The sequence below is a fragment of the Mucilaginibacter sp. SMC90 genome (assembly GCF_022811725.1).
GTDB lineage: Bacteria > Bacteroidota > Bacteroidia > Sphingobacteriales > Sphingobacteriaceae > Mucilaginibacter.
Genome location: NZ_CP094527.1, coordinates 1,157,308 through 1,174,365 on the forward strand (window position 1 = coordinate 1,157,308; position 17,058 = coordinate 1,174,365).

The 17,058-nt window shown below is 41.5% G+C and carries 18 protein-coding genes and 1 tRNA gene; 12 read left to right on the top strand and 7 right to left on the bottom strand.

What is annotated here, in order from left to right; all coding sequences use genetic code 11:
• Nucleotides 1–159: 159 nt before the first annotated feature.
• Nucleotides 160–951 (bottom strand): (Fe-S)-binding protein, encoded by a 792-nt coding sequence (locus MTO98_RS05150; protein ID WP_243485547.1) that lies wholly within the window; start codon nt 949–951, stop codon nt 160–162.
• A gap of 79 nt (nt 952–1,030) precedes the next feature.
• On the bottom strand, nt 1,031–2,329 hold the full coding sequence (locus tag MTO98_RS05155) for a (Fe-S)-binding protein (RefSeq protein ID WP_243485548.1): 1,299 nt from the start codon (nt 2,327–2,329) through the stop codon (nt 1,031–1,033).
• A gap of 205 nt (nt 2,330–2,534) precedes the next feature.
• On the opposite strand from MTO98_RS05155, the gene MTO98_RS05160 reads away from it, so the two are divergent.
• Both MTO98_RS05160 and MTO98_RS05165 read left to right on the top strand, forming a co-directional pair.
• A tRNA-Phe gene (locus MTO98_RS05160) sits at nt 2,535–2,607 on the top strand.
• A gap of 176 nt (nt 2,608–2,783) precedes the next feature.
• Nucleotides 2,784–3,683, top strand: coding sequence for a UbiA family prenyltransferase (locus MTO98_RS05165; RefSeq protein ID WP_243485549.1), 900 nt, complete (start codon nt 2,784–2,786; stop codon nt 3,681–3,683).
• Between the two features lie 125 nt (nt 3,684–3,808).
• On the opposite strand, the gene MTO98_RS05170 is transcribed toward MTO98_RS05165, so the two are convergent.
• Nucleotides 3,809–4,291 carry a hypothetical protein gene (locus MTO98_RS05170; protein WP_243485550.1) on the bottom strand — a complete coding sequence of 161 codons (483 nt, stop codon included), beginning with the start codon at nt 4,289–4,291 and terminating at the stop codon, nt 3,809–3,811.
• Between the two features lie 46 nt (nt 4,292–4,337).
• Here MTO98_RS05170 and MTO98_RS05175 point away from each other — a divergent pair, with 46 nt between their 5' ends.
• Complete coding sequence (locus MTO98_RS05175) at nt 4,338–4,823, top strand: ABC transporter ATPase (RefSeq protein WP_243485551.1); 486 nt, start codon at nt 4,338–4,340, stop codon at nt 4,821–4,823.
• 117 nt (nt 4,824–4,940) lie between these two features.
• On the opposite strand, the gene MTO98_RS34235 is transcribed toward MTO98_RS05175, so the two are convergent.
• The gene (locus tag MTO98_RS34235) at nt 4,941–5,075 is read right to left on the bottom strand and encodes a hypothetical protein (protein WP_256464361.1); all 135 of its coding nucleotides are present in this window, start codon (nt 5,073–5,075) and stop codon (nt 4,941–4,943) included.
• A 329-nt stretch (nt 5,076–5,404) separates the two neighbouring features.
• Between MTO98_RS34235 and MTO98_RS05180 the strand changes: the two genes are divergently transcribed.
• Nucleotides 5,405–5,806 carry a hypothetical protein gene (locus MTO98_RS05180; RefSeq protein WP_243485552.1) on the top strand — a complete coding sequence of 134 codons (402 nt, stop codon included), beginning with the start codon at nt 5,405–5,407 and terminating at the stop codon, nt 5,804–5,806.
• Between the two features lie 60 nt (nt 5,807–5,866).
• On the opposite strand, the gene MTO98_RS05185 is transcribed toward MTO98_RS05180, so the two are convergent.
• Nucleotides 5,867–6,553, bottom strand: coding sequence for a PAS domain S-box protein (locus tag MTO98_RS05185; protein ID WP_243485553.1), 687 nt, complete (start codon nt 6,551–6,553; stop codon nt 5,867–5,869).
• An 87-nt stretch (nt 6,554–6,640) separates the two neighbouring features.
• A complete protein-coding gene (locus tag MTO98_RS05190) occupies nt 6,641–7,885 on the bottom strand; it encodes a BamA/TamA family outer membrane protein (protein WP_243485554.1) in 1,245 nt (414 codons plus the stop codon).
• Nucleotides 7,886–7,975: 90 nt separating this feature from the next.
• Between MTO98_RS05190 and MTO98_RS05195 the strand changes: the two genes are divergently transcribed.
• The 8 genes from MTO98_RS05195 to pyrH all read left to right on the top strand — a co-directional run bounded on the left by MTO98_RS05195 (nt 7,976) and on the right by pyrH (nt 14,315).
• Nucleotides 7,976–8,635: a hypothetical protein gene (locus MTO98_RS05195; RefSeq protein ID WP_243485555.1), complete on the top strand. Its 660-nt coding sequence runs from the start codon at nt 7,976–7,978 to the stop codon at nt 8,633–8,635.
• Between the two features lie 152 nt (nt 8,636–8,787).
• A complete protein-coding gene (locus tag MTO98_RS05200; protein ID WP_243485556.1) occupies nt 8,788–9,258 on the top strand; it encodes a hypothetical protein in 471 nt (156 codons plus the stop codon).
• 189 nt (nt 9,259–9,447) lie between these two features.
• Entirely contained in the window at nt 9,448–9,885 is a 438-nt protein-coding gene (gene rplM / locus MTO98_RS05205; RefSeq protein ID WP_090529488.1) for a 50S ribosomal protein L13, read from the top strand.
• A 25-nt stretch (nt 9,886–9,910) separates the two neighbouring features.
• Nucleotides 9,911–10,297, top strand: coding sequence for a 30S ribosomal protein S9 (gene rpsI / locus MTO98_RS05210; RefSeq protein WP_110587286.1), 387 nt, complete (start codon nt 9,911–9,913; stop codon nt 10,295–10,297).
• Nucleotides 10,298–10,315: 18 nt separating this feature from the next.
• Nucleotides 10,316–11,158 carry a 30S ribosomal protein S2 gene (rpsB, locus tag MTO98_RS05215; protein ID WP_121233668.1) on the top strand — a complete coding sequence of 281 codons (843 nt, stop codon included), beginning with the start codon at nt 10,316–10,318 and terminating at the stop codon, nt 11,156–11,158.
• A gap of 167 nt (nt 11,159–11,325) precedes the next feature.
• Nucleotides 11,326–12,177, top strand: a complete 852-nt coding sequence (tsf, locus tag MTO98_RS05220) for a translation elongation factor Ts (RefSeq protein WP_243485557.1) — start codon at nt 11,326–11,328, stop codon at nt 12,175–12,177.
• Nucleotides 12,178–12,360: 183 nt separating this feature from the next.
• The gene (gene nagA, locus MTO98_RS05225; RefSeq protein ID WP_243485558.1) at nt 12,361–13,485 is read left to right on the top strand and encodes an N-acetylglucosamine-6-phosphate deacetylase; all 1,125 of its coding nucleotides are present in this window, start codon (nt 12,361–12,363) and stop codon (nt 13,483–13,485) included.
• Between the two features lie 125 nt (nt 13,486–13,610).
• The gene (pyrH, locus tag MTO98_RS05230; RefSeq protein WP_091220417.1) at nt 13,611–14,315 is read left to right on the top strand and encodes a UMP kinase; all 705 of its coding nucleotides are present in this window, start codon (nt 13,611–13,613) and stop codon (nt 14,313–14,315) included.
• 246 nt (nt 14,316–14,561) lie between these two features.
• Here pyrH and MTO98_RS05235 read toward each other — a convergent pair whose 3' ends face one another.
• Complete coding sequence (locus MTO98_RS05235) at nt 14,562–17,003, bottom strand: M1 family metallopeptidase (protein WP_243485559.1); 2,442 nt, start codon at nt 17,001–17,003, stop codon at nt 14,562–14,564.
• Between the last annotated feature and the right edge of the window lie 55 nt (nt 17,004–17,058).

Genomic DNA, 17,058 nt, shown 5'->3' on the forward strand with positions numbered 1-17,058 from the left:
GAAATTTTATTGTTAATAAAGGGCAACTTATTCCGCCAACATCTTATTTATTAAAACGGGTAAAAACTCCGCTCGTTCTTTTAACATCGTTATAATTTCGTTTCCTGATATTTTCATAGATCGCAAAAAAACATCTCTTTCTGTAATATGTAAAAATGATCACAAGCCATTAGCCCTCACTGTGATCTCGGCAATATCAAGCACTTTTATTTCCTGTTCCATATCCTGATTTTTTACGCCATCTGTAAGCATGGTCATACAAAACGGGCAGGCGGCAGCTACCACCTGTGCCTGTACCTGTATAACATCGGCTATGCGCTCCATGTTAATGTCTTTTTTACCAGGTTCCGGTTCCTTAAACATTTGGGCACCGCCGGCACCGCAGCACAAGCCATTTGATTTGCAGCGCTTCATTTCAACCAGTTCAGTATCAAGTATTTCAAGGGCAGCGCGGGGTGCTTCGTAAACATCATTTCCACGCCCTAAATAGCACGGATCATGGTAAGTGATCCGTTTGCCCTTAAAGCTTTCGCCACCTTCCGCTTTGAGTTTACCGCCATCAATTAACTGTTGAATAAGCTGGGTATGGTGGATTACCTCATAATTTCCCCCCAATCCCGGATACTCATTTTTGATGGTGTTGAAACAATGAGGGCAGCCTGTAACTATTTTTTTGATGTTATAACCGTCCAGCACCTGGATATTCATCATAGCTTGCATCTGGAACAGGAACTCATTGCCTGCCCGCCTGGCCGGATCGCCGGTACAGTTTTCCTCCGTACCTAAAACAGCGTAGCTGATGCCTACATGCTGCAGGATCTTACAAATATCACGGGTAATTTTACGGGCGCGTTCGTCAAAGCTGCCGGCACAGCCAACCCAAAACAATATTTCCGGTTCTTTGCCCTGTGCAGCCATTTCGGCCATGGTAGGTATCTTTATTTCACTCATAAATTAGTCATTGGATCATTTGGTCATTAAGCCATTGGCCGCGATGCAACGGCTCAATGACAAATGACTTAATGAATTCTTATTCCTCTGCCCAGTTAAACCTGTCGGCCTGGCTGTATTTCCAGGGGGCTCCATTATTTTCAACATTGCTGAACATGTTGTTCAGGCTCGCCGGGGCCTGCGATTCTTCCATTACAATATAGCGGCGCATCTCGGTTATAATCTCCAGCGGATTGATATTTACGGGGCAGGCCTCTACGCAGGCATTGCAGCTTGTACAAGCCCATAACTCTTCCCTGGTGATATAATTATCAAGCAGCGATCTGTCATCATTGTGATCTTTGCCATACTTATCGAGGCTGTTACCTATTTCGGTGATCCGATCGCGGGTATCCATCATAATTTTGCGCGGCGATAGCAGCTTACCTGTAATGTTTGCGGGGCAAACCGAAGTACACCTGCCGCATTCGGTACAGGTATAAGCCTCCATGAGGTTTTTCCAGGTAAGGTCGGTTGCATCCTTAGCGCCAAAACGACCCGGTTCTCCGGTATTTTCAGGCGTAAATGACGGGTCGAGCATTGCCTTCACTTCATTGGTGACAGCCTCCATACTGGTGAACTTGCCTTTAGGGTTCAGATTGGAATAATAAGTATTGGGAAAAGCCAGCAAAATGTGGAAATGCTTTGAATAAGGCAGATAGTTTAAAAAACACAAGATCCCCACAATATGAAACCACCAGCAAACCCGCTCGGTAATTACCAATGCCGAAGCATTATTGGGCAGCAACGGAGCCAGCAATGAACTCACCGGAAAGCTACCGGCAGTAACATAGTGGCTAAAATGCAGTAATTGTAATTTATAGTCGGCCGCATTCATAGTCAGGAACGCGGTCATGAGCAATACTTCGGTAATGAGGATATAGTTGGCATCCGATTTTGGCCATTGGGTCATCTCCGTACCGGTAAAGCGTTTGAGATGAACAACGTTGCGCCTGCAAAGGAAAACAATACAAGCAATAAGCACCAGTACAGCAAGTACCTCAAACGCACCTATCAGGAAACCATATAAACCGCCAAGAGGATGCGAAAAGATCCGATGTGAGCCAAAGATTCCGTCAATCATGATCTCCAGTACTTCGAGGTTAATGATGACAAAGCCCACATAAATAAAAAAGTGCATGATGGCAGCTACCGGGCGTTTGGTCATTTTAGTTTGCCCTAAGGCAATTTTTGCCATAACCTTCCAGCGCAATGCAGGCTGGTCGTTACGGTCTGTATCCTTGCCCAACAGTATATTACGGCGTATTTTGGCTACATTTTTACTGAACAGGTAAATAGCGGCACCTAATATAATTATGAATATAATTTGTGCAATCATTATGCGTGCATAGTATTTGTTCAAAGTTAAATGAATTGTTTAAAGCGCGAAATGTTTTGAGATCGAAAAAAAAATCAAAAATTAAGTAGCTGATTTTCTGAATAGTTATTTAAAAAAGTAGGGTTCATTTAAACTTTTTTCAAAAAAAAGTTTTCAAACATGAAAAAAAGGCTACATTTGCACTCCCCAATCACGGGAACGGTTTGGTACCATAGCTCAGATGGTAGAGCAAAGGACTGAAAATCCTTGTGTCACTGGTTCGATCCCAGTTGGTACCACAGAAACAGAAATCCTCTTAGTTAACGCTAAGGGGATTTTTTGTTTTAATACTGCTATTAGAGAAGTTATAGGCCCTTCCTAACCTCAGAATTATATTGTGGTTACAACAGATAATTCCGGGCAAATGAAATATTTGTGTAGATTTAGGCCGTTCTATTCAAATTCTGCCCATAGCATGAACAAGGGACTAAGACTCCTTTTTTTCGGTAATTACTTTGTTGGCTTTTTAGCAATTGCCTTTAACCTGGAGGCTACCGCCCAGCTGCACATGCCGCATAATTCATTACTATATTATGCCTTGTTGTTTATGCTCCCTATTATTTATTACACCTATGCTTATCAACATCAGTCTATCGATCCGGTAAAAGCCGATCCGCGAAGCCGTTGGTATGCCCAAAACCGCACATTTGTACAATATAGCCAGGCTATTATGCTTGGTTTGTCGGCCATCATCTCTGTGGTGTTGTTTGTAAAATATGATGATCGTTTACTGCATCTCCCGCTAATTCACTGGATCTTTCTCGGCATCATTTTGATTACGGCCACTTTGTATTATGGATTGTTGCCGGGTGGTTTAAGTTTAAGAAATGTAGGTTGGCTCAAAGCCTTTGTAATTGGATTTGTATGGGCATGCTGCGCAAATCTTGCCCCTATGGTAATGACACATGTTGAAACCGGTTATGTTTATCCTTATTCAATTCTTTGGCTGTTTTTATTTGTTAAAAATTGGATGTTTTGCACTGTGAACGCCATTATATTTGATATTAAGGATTATCCCACAGACGCCAACAGGCAACTAAAAACCTTTGTAGTACGGTTCGGTCTTAGGCAAACCATCTTTTTTATTTTGATACCACTATTAAGTATCGGTTTGTTATCGCTCATATGCTTTACCCTTTACAGGGGCTTGTTACCAATACAGATACTTATCAATTGTATCCCCTTCCTGCTCATGCTGTATGTTGTATATACTATGCGCAAAAGACACAGTCTTGTTTACTATCTTATTTTGATTGATGGAGCATTGCTCGTAAAAGCCATCTGCGGTATTGTGGCCATGACCATCACCAACTGATCATTGCCGGATTAAATAAACTCAGCTGTAGCTACGCCCGTAACCGCCTTTTTAGGTTTGGGATGGAGTATCCTGCTATTTCATAACCCCGGCAAATTCAGAAAGAAAAGTAGAAATCAGAGTTTCTACAAACCTTTCATCCTGAAATAATTCATTGCATTTTTCAGGCTGTCAAACCGGGCCGGGTTCATATTGTATACCGGTAAATTAAGAGTGGTGGCCATTGAATCGATATTACCCTGTGGGTCTTCATAGGTTTGCACAATAATATCGTCGGTTTGGGTGTTAAATTTGAGCATGCCCGTGGTATCGCCGGCCGTATAGTCAACATTGGTGAGGCGGTGCAGGTTAAATGAAAAATACTCCTGCTTACCCTGTTGATAAGTTTTTCGGAGGCGAATAAAATAATCGGTGGTGAGGTTTAATTCCCACTTTTTAAGGTTGTTTTCGCCGGTTGGGTTGAAACAGGCGTTTAGGCATTTATTGCTCCAGTTAAGCCATTCCTGTTCGCTCATTTCGGCTTTAAAACCGTAATTTAGCGCACTAAAGGCAAATATTGATGTAATGAGCATGGTTTTTCCGATCGCCGGAATATTTGATGTTTTCATGACAGCAAGGATGTTACCCGAAATTAATAAATTGATATTTTTGGAAATGAAATTTTCTCCACAGTCAAGAGTTTGGATCTATCAGTCGGACAGGAAATTATCCGACCAGGAGGTGTCTGCAATACAGCCCGAACTGGACAGCTTTACTACCGGTTGGACTGCCCACAATAATCAGTTGAAGGCTAAGGCCGAGGTTAGGTATAACCGCTTTTTTATTTTAATAGTTGACGAAAGCCAGGCAGGAGCCAGCGGTTGTTCAATAGACAAGTCGGTTCACTTTATGCAACAGGTTCAGCAGCATTTAGGTATCAATCTTTTCGACAGGTTTAATCTGGCTTATCGTGAAGGGGAAGAAGTGCTTTCATTACCGCGCCACGGTTTCGAGGCTAAACTAAAAGACGGTAGTATCAACAGGGAAACAATTGTTTATAATAACCTGGTGCAAAATTTAACCGAGCTTGAAACTAAATGGGAGGTGCCATTTAAAGATAGCTGGCACATTCAGTTGTTCCGTGATATTGTAACGGCATAATAAGTAATCACTGAATTTTTTGAATTATAGCTAATTACACGAATCTTTAATTTGGATAAAGATTCGCGTAATTCGCTATAATTGTATAATCCCTGTAAGTTATTCGTGTAGAAATATTTATTTCTTTTTAGCCGGGGCGATAATAGGTTTTACTGCATCTTTTTTACCCGATTGATAATCGGAAGGTGCCTTACTGCTGCCTTCGGCTGCGGGTTTCTTTTTTTCTTTGGTAGATTGTTTGTTCTTGCTCATAGTTTTTATTTTAATATTTGATTGCTTAGCGGATTACAGATATTTGTATCCTTTAAACGTGATAACAACAGGACTGGATAAAACAGACTGTTTGTACAGCCCGATGGTAAGGAAGGAAACGGATCGCTTTAGTTTTTAAAACGTATATCTTTACACGTATTATTAATGCGTTTTAATTAAAGGTATGGCTTTTAAAGTGCATAACCGCTAAACACACAGTAATTTATATTATATAAAATTTAATGTGGCGCTGAGCACATAAATGTTTAACTTTGCGTGTAATTTTTTGACATAAACTATTTATAGTACTTTATAAAATAAGCTAAAAAATGAAAGGCTTCATCTCAACCAAAACTTACGGATTTTTAAACTACGTAGTAGCCCTGTTAATGATCTCAACTTTATGGACTTTTGGTGGTACCATACACGTTGGTGGTGCTGCATTGTTCCTTCCTTTGATAATTGGCTGGCTGCAGTTGATCATGGCTATCTTCGCTAAAAACGAAATGGGCTTTATTAAACAATTCCCGATGGTTATGCACAATGTGGGCGATGTAATTATGGGTTCATTTTTATTTTGCTCGCCATGGGTTTACGCTTTTTCTGACAGAATGGTATTACCGCAATTAGTTTTTGGTGCTTACCTTTTAATTGTAGGCTGCTTTACCAAAGGTTCTCCATTTATTAACCCACAGGTTGAAGAAGATCACGATGTAAGCTACAACGCATAATTTTTTTCTTCAAAAAGATATAAAAACAAAAAAGGCATTCACTGAATGCCTTTTTTGTTTTTATATGCCAAGCTCTTTGGCTTGTTGCTCTTCGCGCTGGTTACGCATTATTTTAGTGAAACCCCTGTGGTTGTGTTCTTCATCAAACAACGGGAAAAACAGCCCGCTTCCCCAAAAGCGCGATCCATCTTTACGCACATGATAGCGTTCGTCGATAGCTCTCCCCATGCTTAACGCTTTTTTTAATTCAATTTCAGGTTTACCGGCAGCTACATCTTCAATTGTGAAAAAAATACGGGCATTAAGTCCTAAAACTTCCTGTTCGGTATAGCCGAGTACTTTTTGGGCACCGGTGTTCCAGCTGTTGATATTTCCGTTTTTATCGGTGGTAATTACAGCGTAATCTTCAAGGCTGTCAAGTACCTGTCTGAAAAATTCTTCGCTCATCCTGAAATAGGCGTCATCAAAAATATCTTTGTCGGTAGCAGCGTCATCAACAGATTGATAATCAATGAAAATACTGGTTTTGTCAACCCCGCATACCAGTTGCATGGGTTCTCGGGTTATGCGATAAAAGGTTTCATAACCAGGAGGCAGGTTATTCAGCCCGGGCTTGGCTTTAACAGGCACAAGGGTGATGTCTACAACTTCTTCTGTTTGCTGATTTACGGTTACTTTAACTAATACATATTCGAAACCTTTTTCAATAAGGTCGCCAAGTAGTTGTGAGGTTAACGGAGTACGCATTTTACTGTAGATTGCTTGTTTGAAAAAATCAGTACAAAAATGACACCACTTTATAAACGGTTAACCCCGGACCGGAGAGGATCATAGTTAAAACACTTCGTTGAGTCCTAAAAAGAAACCGCTTGAGCCATAAGTTCCCTTGGCATAATCAATACAGAGATTGGAGCGTGTGTATTTATTAAACAACAGCCGCAGGCCCGCGCCGCCGCCGGGTTCCCAGTACCTGAACAATCTTATACGTTGCTGGTTGTTTGCTGTTTCGGCATTGATAAATGCAACGCCGCTGAGTAGCTTATTGGATGTGAGCGGAAAACGGTATTCCGCTTCATTATATACAAACGACATGCCTTTGAAACGGCCTATGATAAATGCCCTGCCAATGCGGCCATAAGCATCACTGCCTGTGCCGGGTAGTTCAAGATAGGGCAGGGCACCATTTAACAGGTAGTTTGACCAGTGCCAAACTGCAAATACATGTTCAGGATTGGTTGACGATAGGCTCCAGTACTTCCTGAATTCAAATTTTACCTGCATGGCGTTGCGGTTGCTGCCAAGCCAGGTTTGATTACTGCGGAAAACAATATCGGCATAGATCCCTCTGAACGGACGGTTTGGCTGATCGCGATTGTTGAACTGGAAGTTAAACAACAGGCCGTTTGCCTGGTAAGAGTTAACCGGGAAGCCATTTCGGATACTGTAGCGGTAGTTGTGTGTTTCGGTTATGGGGATATCCTTGCGGTCGTCATCAATATGGCTATAGTAATTAAAGCTCAGGCCTGCTCCTACATATATATGATGTGCAAGTTTGCGGTAGATGCGCTCATTGGCTTTGATATATAGGTAACGTATGGGAAAGGCGTTTGGATTGTTTTCAAAGTGGGTGTTGTTCATGAAAAAGTTCCCTTCGCCAAAACTGCGCCTGCCTGTACCAAGGCCATTGTCCATAGCAACGGTTTTTCCTATTTGTACGGTACCCTGAAGGTTCCACTTATTTTCGGCCGAGAAAGCGTTTTGCTTAAACTCGAAGGTAGAGAGCCCGCCGGTTGAAAGGTAAAAGCCTGCATTGATTACTGAAAGGGTTGTATTGGCCGGATTGCCGAAGTATTTTCCACTCGATGAAATTACCCCAACAGCGAAACCGACACTTGGGTTATAAGCCGCAGATGGCAATACAGACCAGTAGGTGCGGTTTTGTGTTTGCGTAGTTTCCGCCAACGATTTACTGCTTTTGCCGCTGAATATAGAAGCTAAAATACCGTTGGCATCTACCTGTGATTGTAACGAATCAACCGGATATGCCAGTGTTTGGGCAAACAGATTGCCGGTACACATAAGCACAAACAATATTAAAATAAGCCGGTAAACAGCGCGCGCCAATTGATCAGGGGTTTATAAGTGTTCCCGCTAAGATATTTATATCATATGAATGTAAAAAACTTATTACAAGATAAAGGAGAGGATAAGCCACTGGATTTTGTTGAGGTACTATCAATTTGTAGTTTTACGGTTATGCTGAGAAATATTTCGCTTTTGATCGTATTGTTTTTTGTTAGCAATCAAGCCAACACAAATAGCTTGAAGGTTGATTTGAAGAAAGATAGGTATCTTCTAAAAGCAGAACACGGTGGTGTGAACGATAAGATAATTGGAAATTTGAAGCTGTTTGATATTTACGCAAATCAGTCGTTTACGCGATTGAAATTTGCAAAGCGGGTTGTCGGTAATCATGTCGTTTTAAAATGGATAAATGCTGGAGGTTGGGCTTTTACTATTTATGAAGTAATATCAGTTGTACCGGCGGATACTGTATATCAGGAAAAGATACTGGGATGGGATTCTGTTACAAAAAAGGATGTTATAAAAAGCGGGGAGCGTATTAAGCTTAAACCGGGAAGTTTTACTTTTCATACTTATATAATAAAACCGGCTACTGGCAAGCGCTTGATTTACACAACAGAAGTTAAACAAGGTCTTACGGAATATTGGATTGGCCGCGAACGTTTTTATCCTCTTTATGAATCAATACCCTTAGGTATGCGTTATCCTAACCTACCCGAAATTTTGAGATTGGTTCAGGAGTAGTAAATTCCCGTGTTAGGGATAGAAGTGGATACCGGCCACGAGCGTAATGCCTGCAGGCGTATGAACGGATAGCCCGGGCCGCAGGCAACACCGATATTATCTTTTTAAAGGTTACTTTTTGAAGAGGTGCGGTATTAAGTAAAAATCAGTTAATGAAACAGCATCTTAATTTAATTATTACAGCGGCTTCACTGTTGATTATTTTAACCGCCGGGTTGCTTTTAACTGGTTATAATACCTGGAATGTAAACGAATTTGTGACTTTGAATACCGTGAAAATGGTTGAAGCCGATGATAATATTATTGATTCAACTATGGGGCCGGCCCTTATATCTGCCTATTTGTGCAAAATAAAGAGCAATTCAAATGAAGGCTCTATTCCCTATGCAGATGTTTACGTTTGCAAGTCATTTAAACTCGATTCGATTTTAGGCGATACTATTATAATTCTTGATACGCAACTGAGAAAAGAAATTTCAGGAAATCCGGATATATACTGGACCGGGATTCAGAAAGCAAAAAGCTGGAAAGCATGTAAGGTAGCTGTGCCGTCGGATCAATTAAGCAAAATCAGGAAGTATCCTTATCTGTATGCGCAGGTAACATTGATCACTGATGATTGAGTAATTCAAGAGCATCTTTTATTTATTACTGATTTACAGGCTTACCCCAAAATGCCCGAAGCGGAACTGCTTTTAAAACACAGTAATATTTTCCTTAAAATCTATTTGCTAATAAGATAATTAACCCTATCTTTGCAGTCCCGAAAATACGGGGTATAATAAACGTTTAAACAATTTAATTTAAAGCAAGTGAATACGTTAAGTTACAAAACTGTCTCAGCCAACAAAAAAACCGTTAACAAACAATGGGTTGTTGTTGACGCCGAAGGCGAGATTTTGGGGCGCTTGTCCACTAAGATCGCAATGATCATTCGTGGTAAAACCAAGCCTGATTTCACCCCAAACGTAGACTGTGGTGATAATGTGATCGTTATCAACGCAGACAAGGTAAAACTGACCGGCAACAAACTAAGCGACAAGGTTTATGTTCGTTACACTGGATATCCAGGTGGTCAGCGTTTTATTTCTCCTAAGGAGTTATTGGCGAAACATCCTACACGCATCATCGAGAAAGCGGTACGTGGTATGTTACCTAAAAATCGTTTGGGCAAAGCATTATTCGGCAATTTGCATGTATATGCAGGTGCTGAGCATCCTCATGCAGCGCAAAACCCAACAGCCATTTAATTTTTAATTTTTAAGGAGAAAAAAAATGCCAACAACTAACACTTCAGGCAGAAGAAAAACAGCCGTTGCCCGCATCTACCTTACAGAAGGAAATGGTGCGATCATCGTTAACGGTAAAGATTACAAAGAGTATTTCCCTACTTTGCCATTGCAATACATCGTTACTCAGAGCACTGAGGTTTCTGGTAGCACCGGAAAATTTGATGTTAAAGCAAACGTTGCAGGTGGTGGTGTAAAAGGACAGGCAGAAGCCGTTCGTTTAGCTATCGCTAAAGCTATTGTTGAACTTGATGCTGAAAAGAAACCGGCATTACGTGCTAAAGGCTTAATGACCCGCGATGACCGTATGGTTGAGCGTAAGAAACCAGGTCGCAGGAAAGCACGTAAGAGATTCCAATTCAGTAAACGTTAATCACAGGAGGACAACAAAATGGCAAGAACAACTTATCAGGATTTACTGGACGCTGGTGTACACTTTGGTCACCTTACCCGCAAATGGGATCCGAAAATGTCACAGTACATTTTCATGGAGCGTAATGGTATCCACATTATCGATTTAAATAAAACCTTAACTAAGGTTGAAGAAGCTGCTGCAGCTATAAAACAAATTGTAAAATCAGGCCGTAAGGTATTATTCGTAGCTACAAAGAAACAAGCGAAAGATATCGTTGCCGATTACGCAAAAAGCGTAAACATGCCATACATCACCGAGCGTTGGTTAGGTGGTATGTTAACCAACTTTGCTACCGTACGTAAGTCGATCAAAAAGATGTCAAACATCGATAAATTGACTAAAGACGGTACTTACAGCAACCTTTCTAAAAAAGAGCGTCTGATGATTCAGCGTGAGCGTATCAAATTAGAAACCCTTTTAGGTGGTATCTCTGATCTGAACCGTTTACCGGCTGCATTATTCCTGATCGACGTTAAGAAAGAGCACATCGCGGTTTCTGAAGCATTGAAGTTGAACATCCCTACATTTGCTATGGTTGATACCAACTCTGATCCTTCAAACATCGACTTCCCGATCCCTGCAAATGACGACGCTACAAAATCAATTTCATTGATCACCAGCATCATCATCAAAGCTATCGAAGAAGGTTTAGATGAGCGCAAACGCGAAAAAGAAGACGAAGCAGAAAAAGAAGCAGTAGCTGCAAAAGCTAAAGCTGATGCTCCTGAAGTTAACGAAGGCGGTAAAAGAACCCGTAAAGTTGCTGAAGTAGCTGCTGAAGGTGAAACTGAAGCGCCAGCTGCTGAAACAGAAGAATAATCTTCCTTGTTAACCCTTTTAGGGAACAACAAAAAATATATTAATTCTCTCACCTCAGCAAGGGGTGGGAGATTTTTAATATTAAAAATAGTTGCGGGTTACAGTAGGATAACACCATAACGGTAACTTGTAACCCGATAAAAAAAATCTTAAAACTCAAAAAAAACATGTCTACAGTACAAATTTCTGCAGCCGACGTAAACAAACTGCGCCAGCAAACCGGTGCCGGTATGATGGATTGCAAAAAAGCATTAACCGAAACTAACGGTGATTTTGAAGCAGCTATCGATTTTTTAAGGAAAAAAGGTGCTAAAGTTGCAGCAAGCCGTCAGGACAGGGAATCAAACGAAGGTGTTGTTATTGCACGTACTTCGGCTGATTTTAAAACCGGCGTTATTATCGAGCTTAACTGCGAAACTGACTTCGTAGCTAAAAACGCTGAGTTCATCGCTTTCGCTAACGAAATTGCTAACAAAGCTGTTGAGGCTACACCAGCTTCAATTGAAGAACTTTACGCTCTTTCAATTGACGTTGAAACTACCCGTGTTACAATTGGTGAGGCAATCATCGAAAAAACCGGCAAAATCGGCGAAAAAATTGGCGTATCTAAATATGAGATCGTTACAGGCGAAAAAGTTGTTGCTTACATCCACGGTAACTTCCGTTTAGGTGTATTGGTAGCTTTGAGCGCTAATGGCGAAGGTGCAGAAGAGGCTGGTAAAGACGTAGCAATGCAAATTGCTGCTATGAACCCAATTGCTTTGGATAAAGACGGCGTTGATGCTTCAGTAATTGAGCGTGAGCTTGAAATTGCTAAAGAGCAGATCCGTGCAGAAGGTAAACCAGAAGCAATGGTTGAAAAAATTGCTGCCGGTAAACTGAATAAATTCTACAAAGACTCAACCCTGTTAAACCAGGAGTTTGTGAAAGATTCATCTAAGAGCATTTCACAGTTCCTTGACTCGGTTGAAAAAGGCCTTACAGTAACCGCCTTTAAGCGAGTAGCTTTAGGAGCTTAATTATATTATCCCCCGATGAAAATCGGGGGATTTTTTTTGCCCTGTTTGATCGCCCTCAAAATCATGTCATTACGAGGAGGGACGACGAAGCAATCGCACGCTATACAGGGCGTTTATGCACAGTTCGCGATTGCCACGCTACGCTCGCAATGACATAATGGTTAAATACGTAATTATTAAATCATGTCTATCCTCGCCCTTCACAACCTTAAACTCATCTCAGCCGGCACCATCGCCGAAGGCAAAGCCGTTTTAATTTCAAACGGTACCATCACAGATATTATTGACGAAACCATCATCCCTGCGGATGCTGTAAAGAAAAACCTGAATGGCGCATACCTTGCCCCCGGGTTTATCGATCTGCAGATCTACGGTAGCGGCGGTAAGTTATTTGCCGGTACACCAACAGTTGAGGCACTTGAGCAGTTGGAGAATGATTTGCTGAACCAGGGAACTATAGGCGTATTTGCCACCATCGGTACCAATACCAATGATATTGTTGAAACGGGTATCGAGGCGGCTAAAACCTATCGTGAAAAAAGTAAAGGCGCTTTTTGGGGCTTGCACTTGGAAGGCCCATATCTAAACCCGGCCAAAAAAGGGGCACATCCCGAAAAGTTTATAAAAAAAGCTACGCTTAGTGAGGTTAAAGGCTGGTTGGAAAAGGCTGATGGTGTTGTTAAAATGATTACCATAGCACCCGAATTGCAGGATCAGGAAGTGATTGATTACTTATATAACCAGGGCATCATCATATCGTCTGGCCATAGCAATGCTACTTATGCCGAAGGCAAATCATTTTTAAAGAAACCGGTACAGGCCGTTACACACTTATTTAACGCCATGCCGTCCATGCATCACCGCGATCCTGGATATATCCCTGCTATTTTTGAGGAAAGGCCTTATACCAGTATTGTGGCCGACGGCATTCACGTTGATTTTGCTATGATACGTTTAGCCAAGCGCGAGCTGGGCGATAAACTTTTCCTGATCACTGATGCGGTTACCTCAACCAAAGAGGGCGCTTACCAGCATGAGCTTAGGGGTGACAGGTATACCATGCCCGACGGTACATTATCAGGCTCATGTCTTACTATGCTTAAAGCGGTTGAAAACTGCGTTAAGAAAGTTGGTATTGATTTGGCCGAGGCCGTGAATATGGCATCATTATATCCTGCCGAGCTGGCATCGCAAACAAAAAAGGGTAAAATCGAAAAAGGCTTTGATGCCGACCTTGTTGTATTTAACGCTGATTTTGAAGTGCTTGAGACTATATTAAAAGGCGATTTTTTAACAAAGACAACATAAAATTTTAACACTGCAATTTATTCGTTATTTTTGACGAACTACTCTCGTATGAACAGAGCTTTATCAATTCTTGATATCAACAAAAGCAGGCTTCATCTATTTCTATTATTAGCAAATCACACCAAATGAAATACAAAAGAATATTACTGAAACTTTCGGGCGAATCGCTGATGGGCGCAAGGCAATATGGTATTGATAATAACCAGGTTTTGCAGTATGCTCATGACATTAAAAACGTTTATGATGCCGGTATTGAGATTGCGATTGTTGTTGGCGGCGGTAATATCTTTAGGGGATTGAGTGCCGAAAAATCAGGCATGGAACGTGCACAGGCCGATTATATGGGTATGCTTGCAACAGTTATTAACTGTATGGCACTGCAAAATGCTTTAGAAAGCATTGGAGTTGAAACCCGCCTGCAATCGGCCATTAAAATGGAACAGATCTGTGAGCCGTACATTCGCCGTCGTGCTATGCACCACCTGGAAATGGGCAAGATCGTGATCTTTGGTGCCGGTACAGGTAACCCTTATTTCACTACTGATACTGCCGCATCTTTACGCGCTATTGAAATCAAAGCCGATGTGGTATTAAAAGGTACCCGTGTTGATGGCATCTACACTGCCGATCCGGAAAAAGATCCTACAGCTACCCGTTACGACGAAATCACTTTCCAGGAAGTATATGACAAGGGTCTAAATGTTATGGACATGACTGCCATAACCCTTTGCCAGGAAAATAAGCTGCCTATCATCGTATTTGATATGAACAAAGAAGGAAACTTCATGAAAATTGCCAAAGGCGAAGATATTGGTACGCTGGTAAAGTAAGTTTAAAGCTCAAAGCCGAAGGCTCAAAGCAAAAAGCCATAAAGACAACTATTGAAAAACAGAAAGACCGCCTTTTTATAGGGGCGGTCTTTTGTATTTAAAAGGCTGTTTAAAAACGAATAAGAAAAGCGTCATTGCGAGGAACGAAGCAATCCCCGATTAGCAGGTCTGCCCTGTATAGTTTGGGATTGCTTCGTTCCTCGCAATGACGATCCTGGAGTTGTCATTTTCTAACCTTATGCTTAATTATTTAGCATCATTAATAGCTTTGATGGCGTCATCCGCAGCTTTTGCAGATGCGTCATTTTTCATAGTTGTACGTGAAGCTTTGATGCCTTCCAATTGTGTAACCACAAAAGGTGCTGCACCATAAACTTTAAATTTGATACCTGCATTCTTAAGTTCCTCAATACCTTGCTGAGCGTATTCAGGCTTATTAACTTTAGCGGTCATATCGGCAAAGTTTTTAAGCGAGTTGAATTTTTCCTGGATACCTGCTTCAACAAATGCATGATAAACAAAAGGCCACTCGGCATCATTACCGTTAGCGGTGTACAGGTTCATGATAGCGGTTGTTAACGCTCCCTTATTATCCTTTTCAAGACCTTTGGCCAAGCTAATGGCTTTAGCCGGATCAAGCATACCTATCGCATTTAAAGCAGCGCCCTGAACAGCATATGATTCGCTTGACATTGATTGGGTAAATAAGGTCATGTTGCCGCTTGCTTTTAATTTACCTAAGGCAGTGATTGCAGCTGCCCTAACCAGCGTATTATCATCTGTTTGAGCTAATGAGATCAGTATTGTCTGGGCGGCGTTGCGCACATCATCTTTGGTAAGATTTAATGCTCTGATGGTTTTAACACGCAGACCGTAATATTTGTCTTTCAGGGCAGCAATCAGGATTTTTTGTGCTTGCGGACGGGTTTGATCTGATGTCGCAGCATCTATAGCCTCAAAGCGGTCAAGGTAATTGGGGGCATTGAAATACTGGAATGAAAACTCTTCAATGGTTTTATTGTCAGTTTTCTTAGTAAGGAGGATCTTATCAGCATCAACGTTAACCAGATCGGGCTTGCCGGCCAGCTGGTAGCTGATAGAATCAACTTTATCATTCATCCATTCCTTATGGCGTACTTTTTTGCCGCCCTGGTAAATATCAATGGCCATTGGCAATTTAAAGGTTTGGCCATCCTGGGTTTGTTTCAGGTAAACAGTTTCGGTTTTAGTTGCCTCATCCCATTTATAGCTGATGTTCAATATTGGGTGACCTGCGCCATAATACCACTGGTTAAAGTACCAGTTAAGGTCCTGGCCGCTGGCTTCTTCAAACGCTAAACGTAACTGTTGGGCCTCGCCATTTTTAAAGGCATTTGTTTTAAGATAAATGTTAAGGCCTTTAAAAAATGCAGCATCTCCTAAATAATTGCGGAGCATGTTAAGGATGCGGCCTCCTTTTTGATAGGTCACAGCGTCAAAAACGTCTTCTTTATCGGCATAATAAAAACGTACCAGGTTTTTAGTGTTTGCGCCAGGCGAGCGCAGGTAGCTCTGCATATCGGCATAGTTATGTGCATCGGCCTCATCCTTACCATATTTATGCTCGGCCCAAATAGTTTCGCTAAAGTTGGCAAACGATTCATTTACGGTAAGATTACTCCAGCTTTCGGCGGTTACATAATCGCCAAACCACTGGTGAAAAAGCTCATGAACTATGGTACTGCGACCATTATTGTAGTTAGCATCTATCAATTCGCGGTGAGTTGCCTGTACATAATCACCATGCAGGGTAGCTGAAGTATTTTCCATAGCACCGCTCACATAATCGCGCACCACAATCTGTGAGTATTTAGCCCACGGAAAATCAACACCTAAGGTTTTTGAATAAAAGTCGATAGCTTCTGGTGTAAAGCCAAATATCTCTTTAGCGTAAGGAGCATACTTGGGCTCGAGGTAGTAGCTTACCTCTTTATCTTTCCATTTGTCTTTATAGATCTTGAAGTCGCCAACTGCCATCATAAACAAATACGGCGAGTGCGGTAATTCCTGCTTCCAGGTATCTGTACGGGTGCCATCGGCATTTGTTTTTTGAGCAGTTAGTTTACCGTTTGATAAGGTTACGTACTTTGCAGGTACGGTCATCGTGATCTCTTCGGTAGTTTTTTGACTTGGCTTATCAATGGTAGGGAACCAGGCCGATGAACTTTCGGTTTCGCCCTGCGTCCAGATCTGGGTTGGTTTATCCTTCTCAGTACCATCGGGGTTAATGAAGTATAAGCCTTTTGCATCGTTAATGGCTGCGCTGCCCTTTTCTTTCAGTTCGTTAGGTTTAGCGGTATAATCGATATAAATGGTATAGCTTTCGTTGTTACGATAAACTTTATCAAGCTTGATAGCTACCGAAAGGCTATCCTGATAAGTAAACTTTAACGGTACGTTTTTACCATTTTTTACTACCGAAATATTTTTAAGGTCCATGCCTTTGGCATCAAGCCTTAAACTATCGGTTGGGTAAAAATGAGGTTTTAAGGTAACCCATTCTTTACCATACAGGTAGCGTTTTTTGTAATCAAACCTAACATCAAGTTTGGTGTGGACAAGGTCGTTGATTTTGGTTGGTACGGCACGGTAAATTTTTAATGCCGGATTTTCGGGCGGAGGGGCTTGCTGCCCGTAGGCAGTTGTCATAGCTGCGGTAAGGGCACACGACAGCATGAGCTTTGTAATTAATTTGCGATCAGTC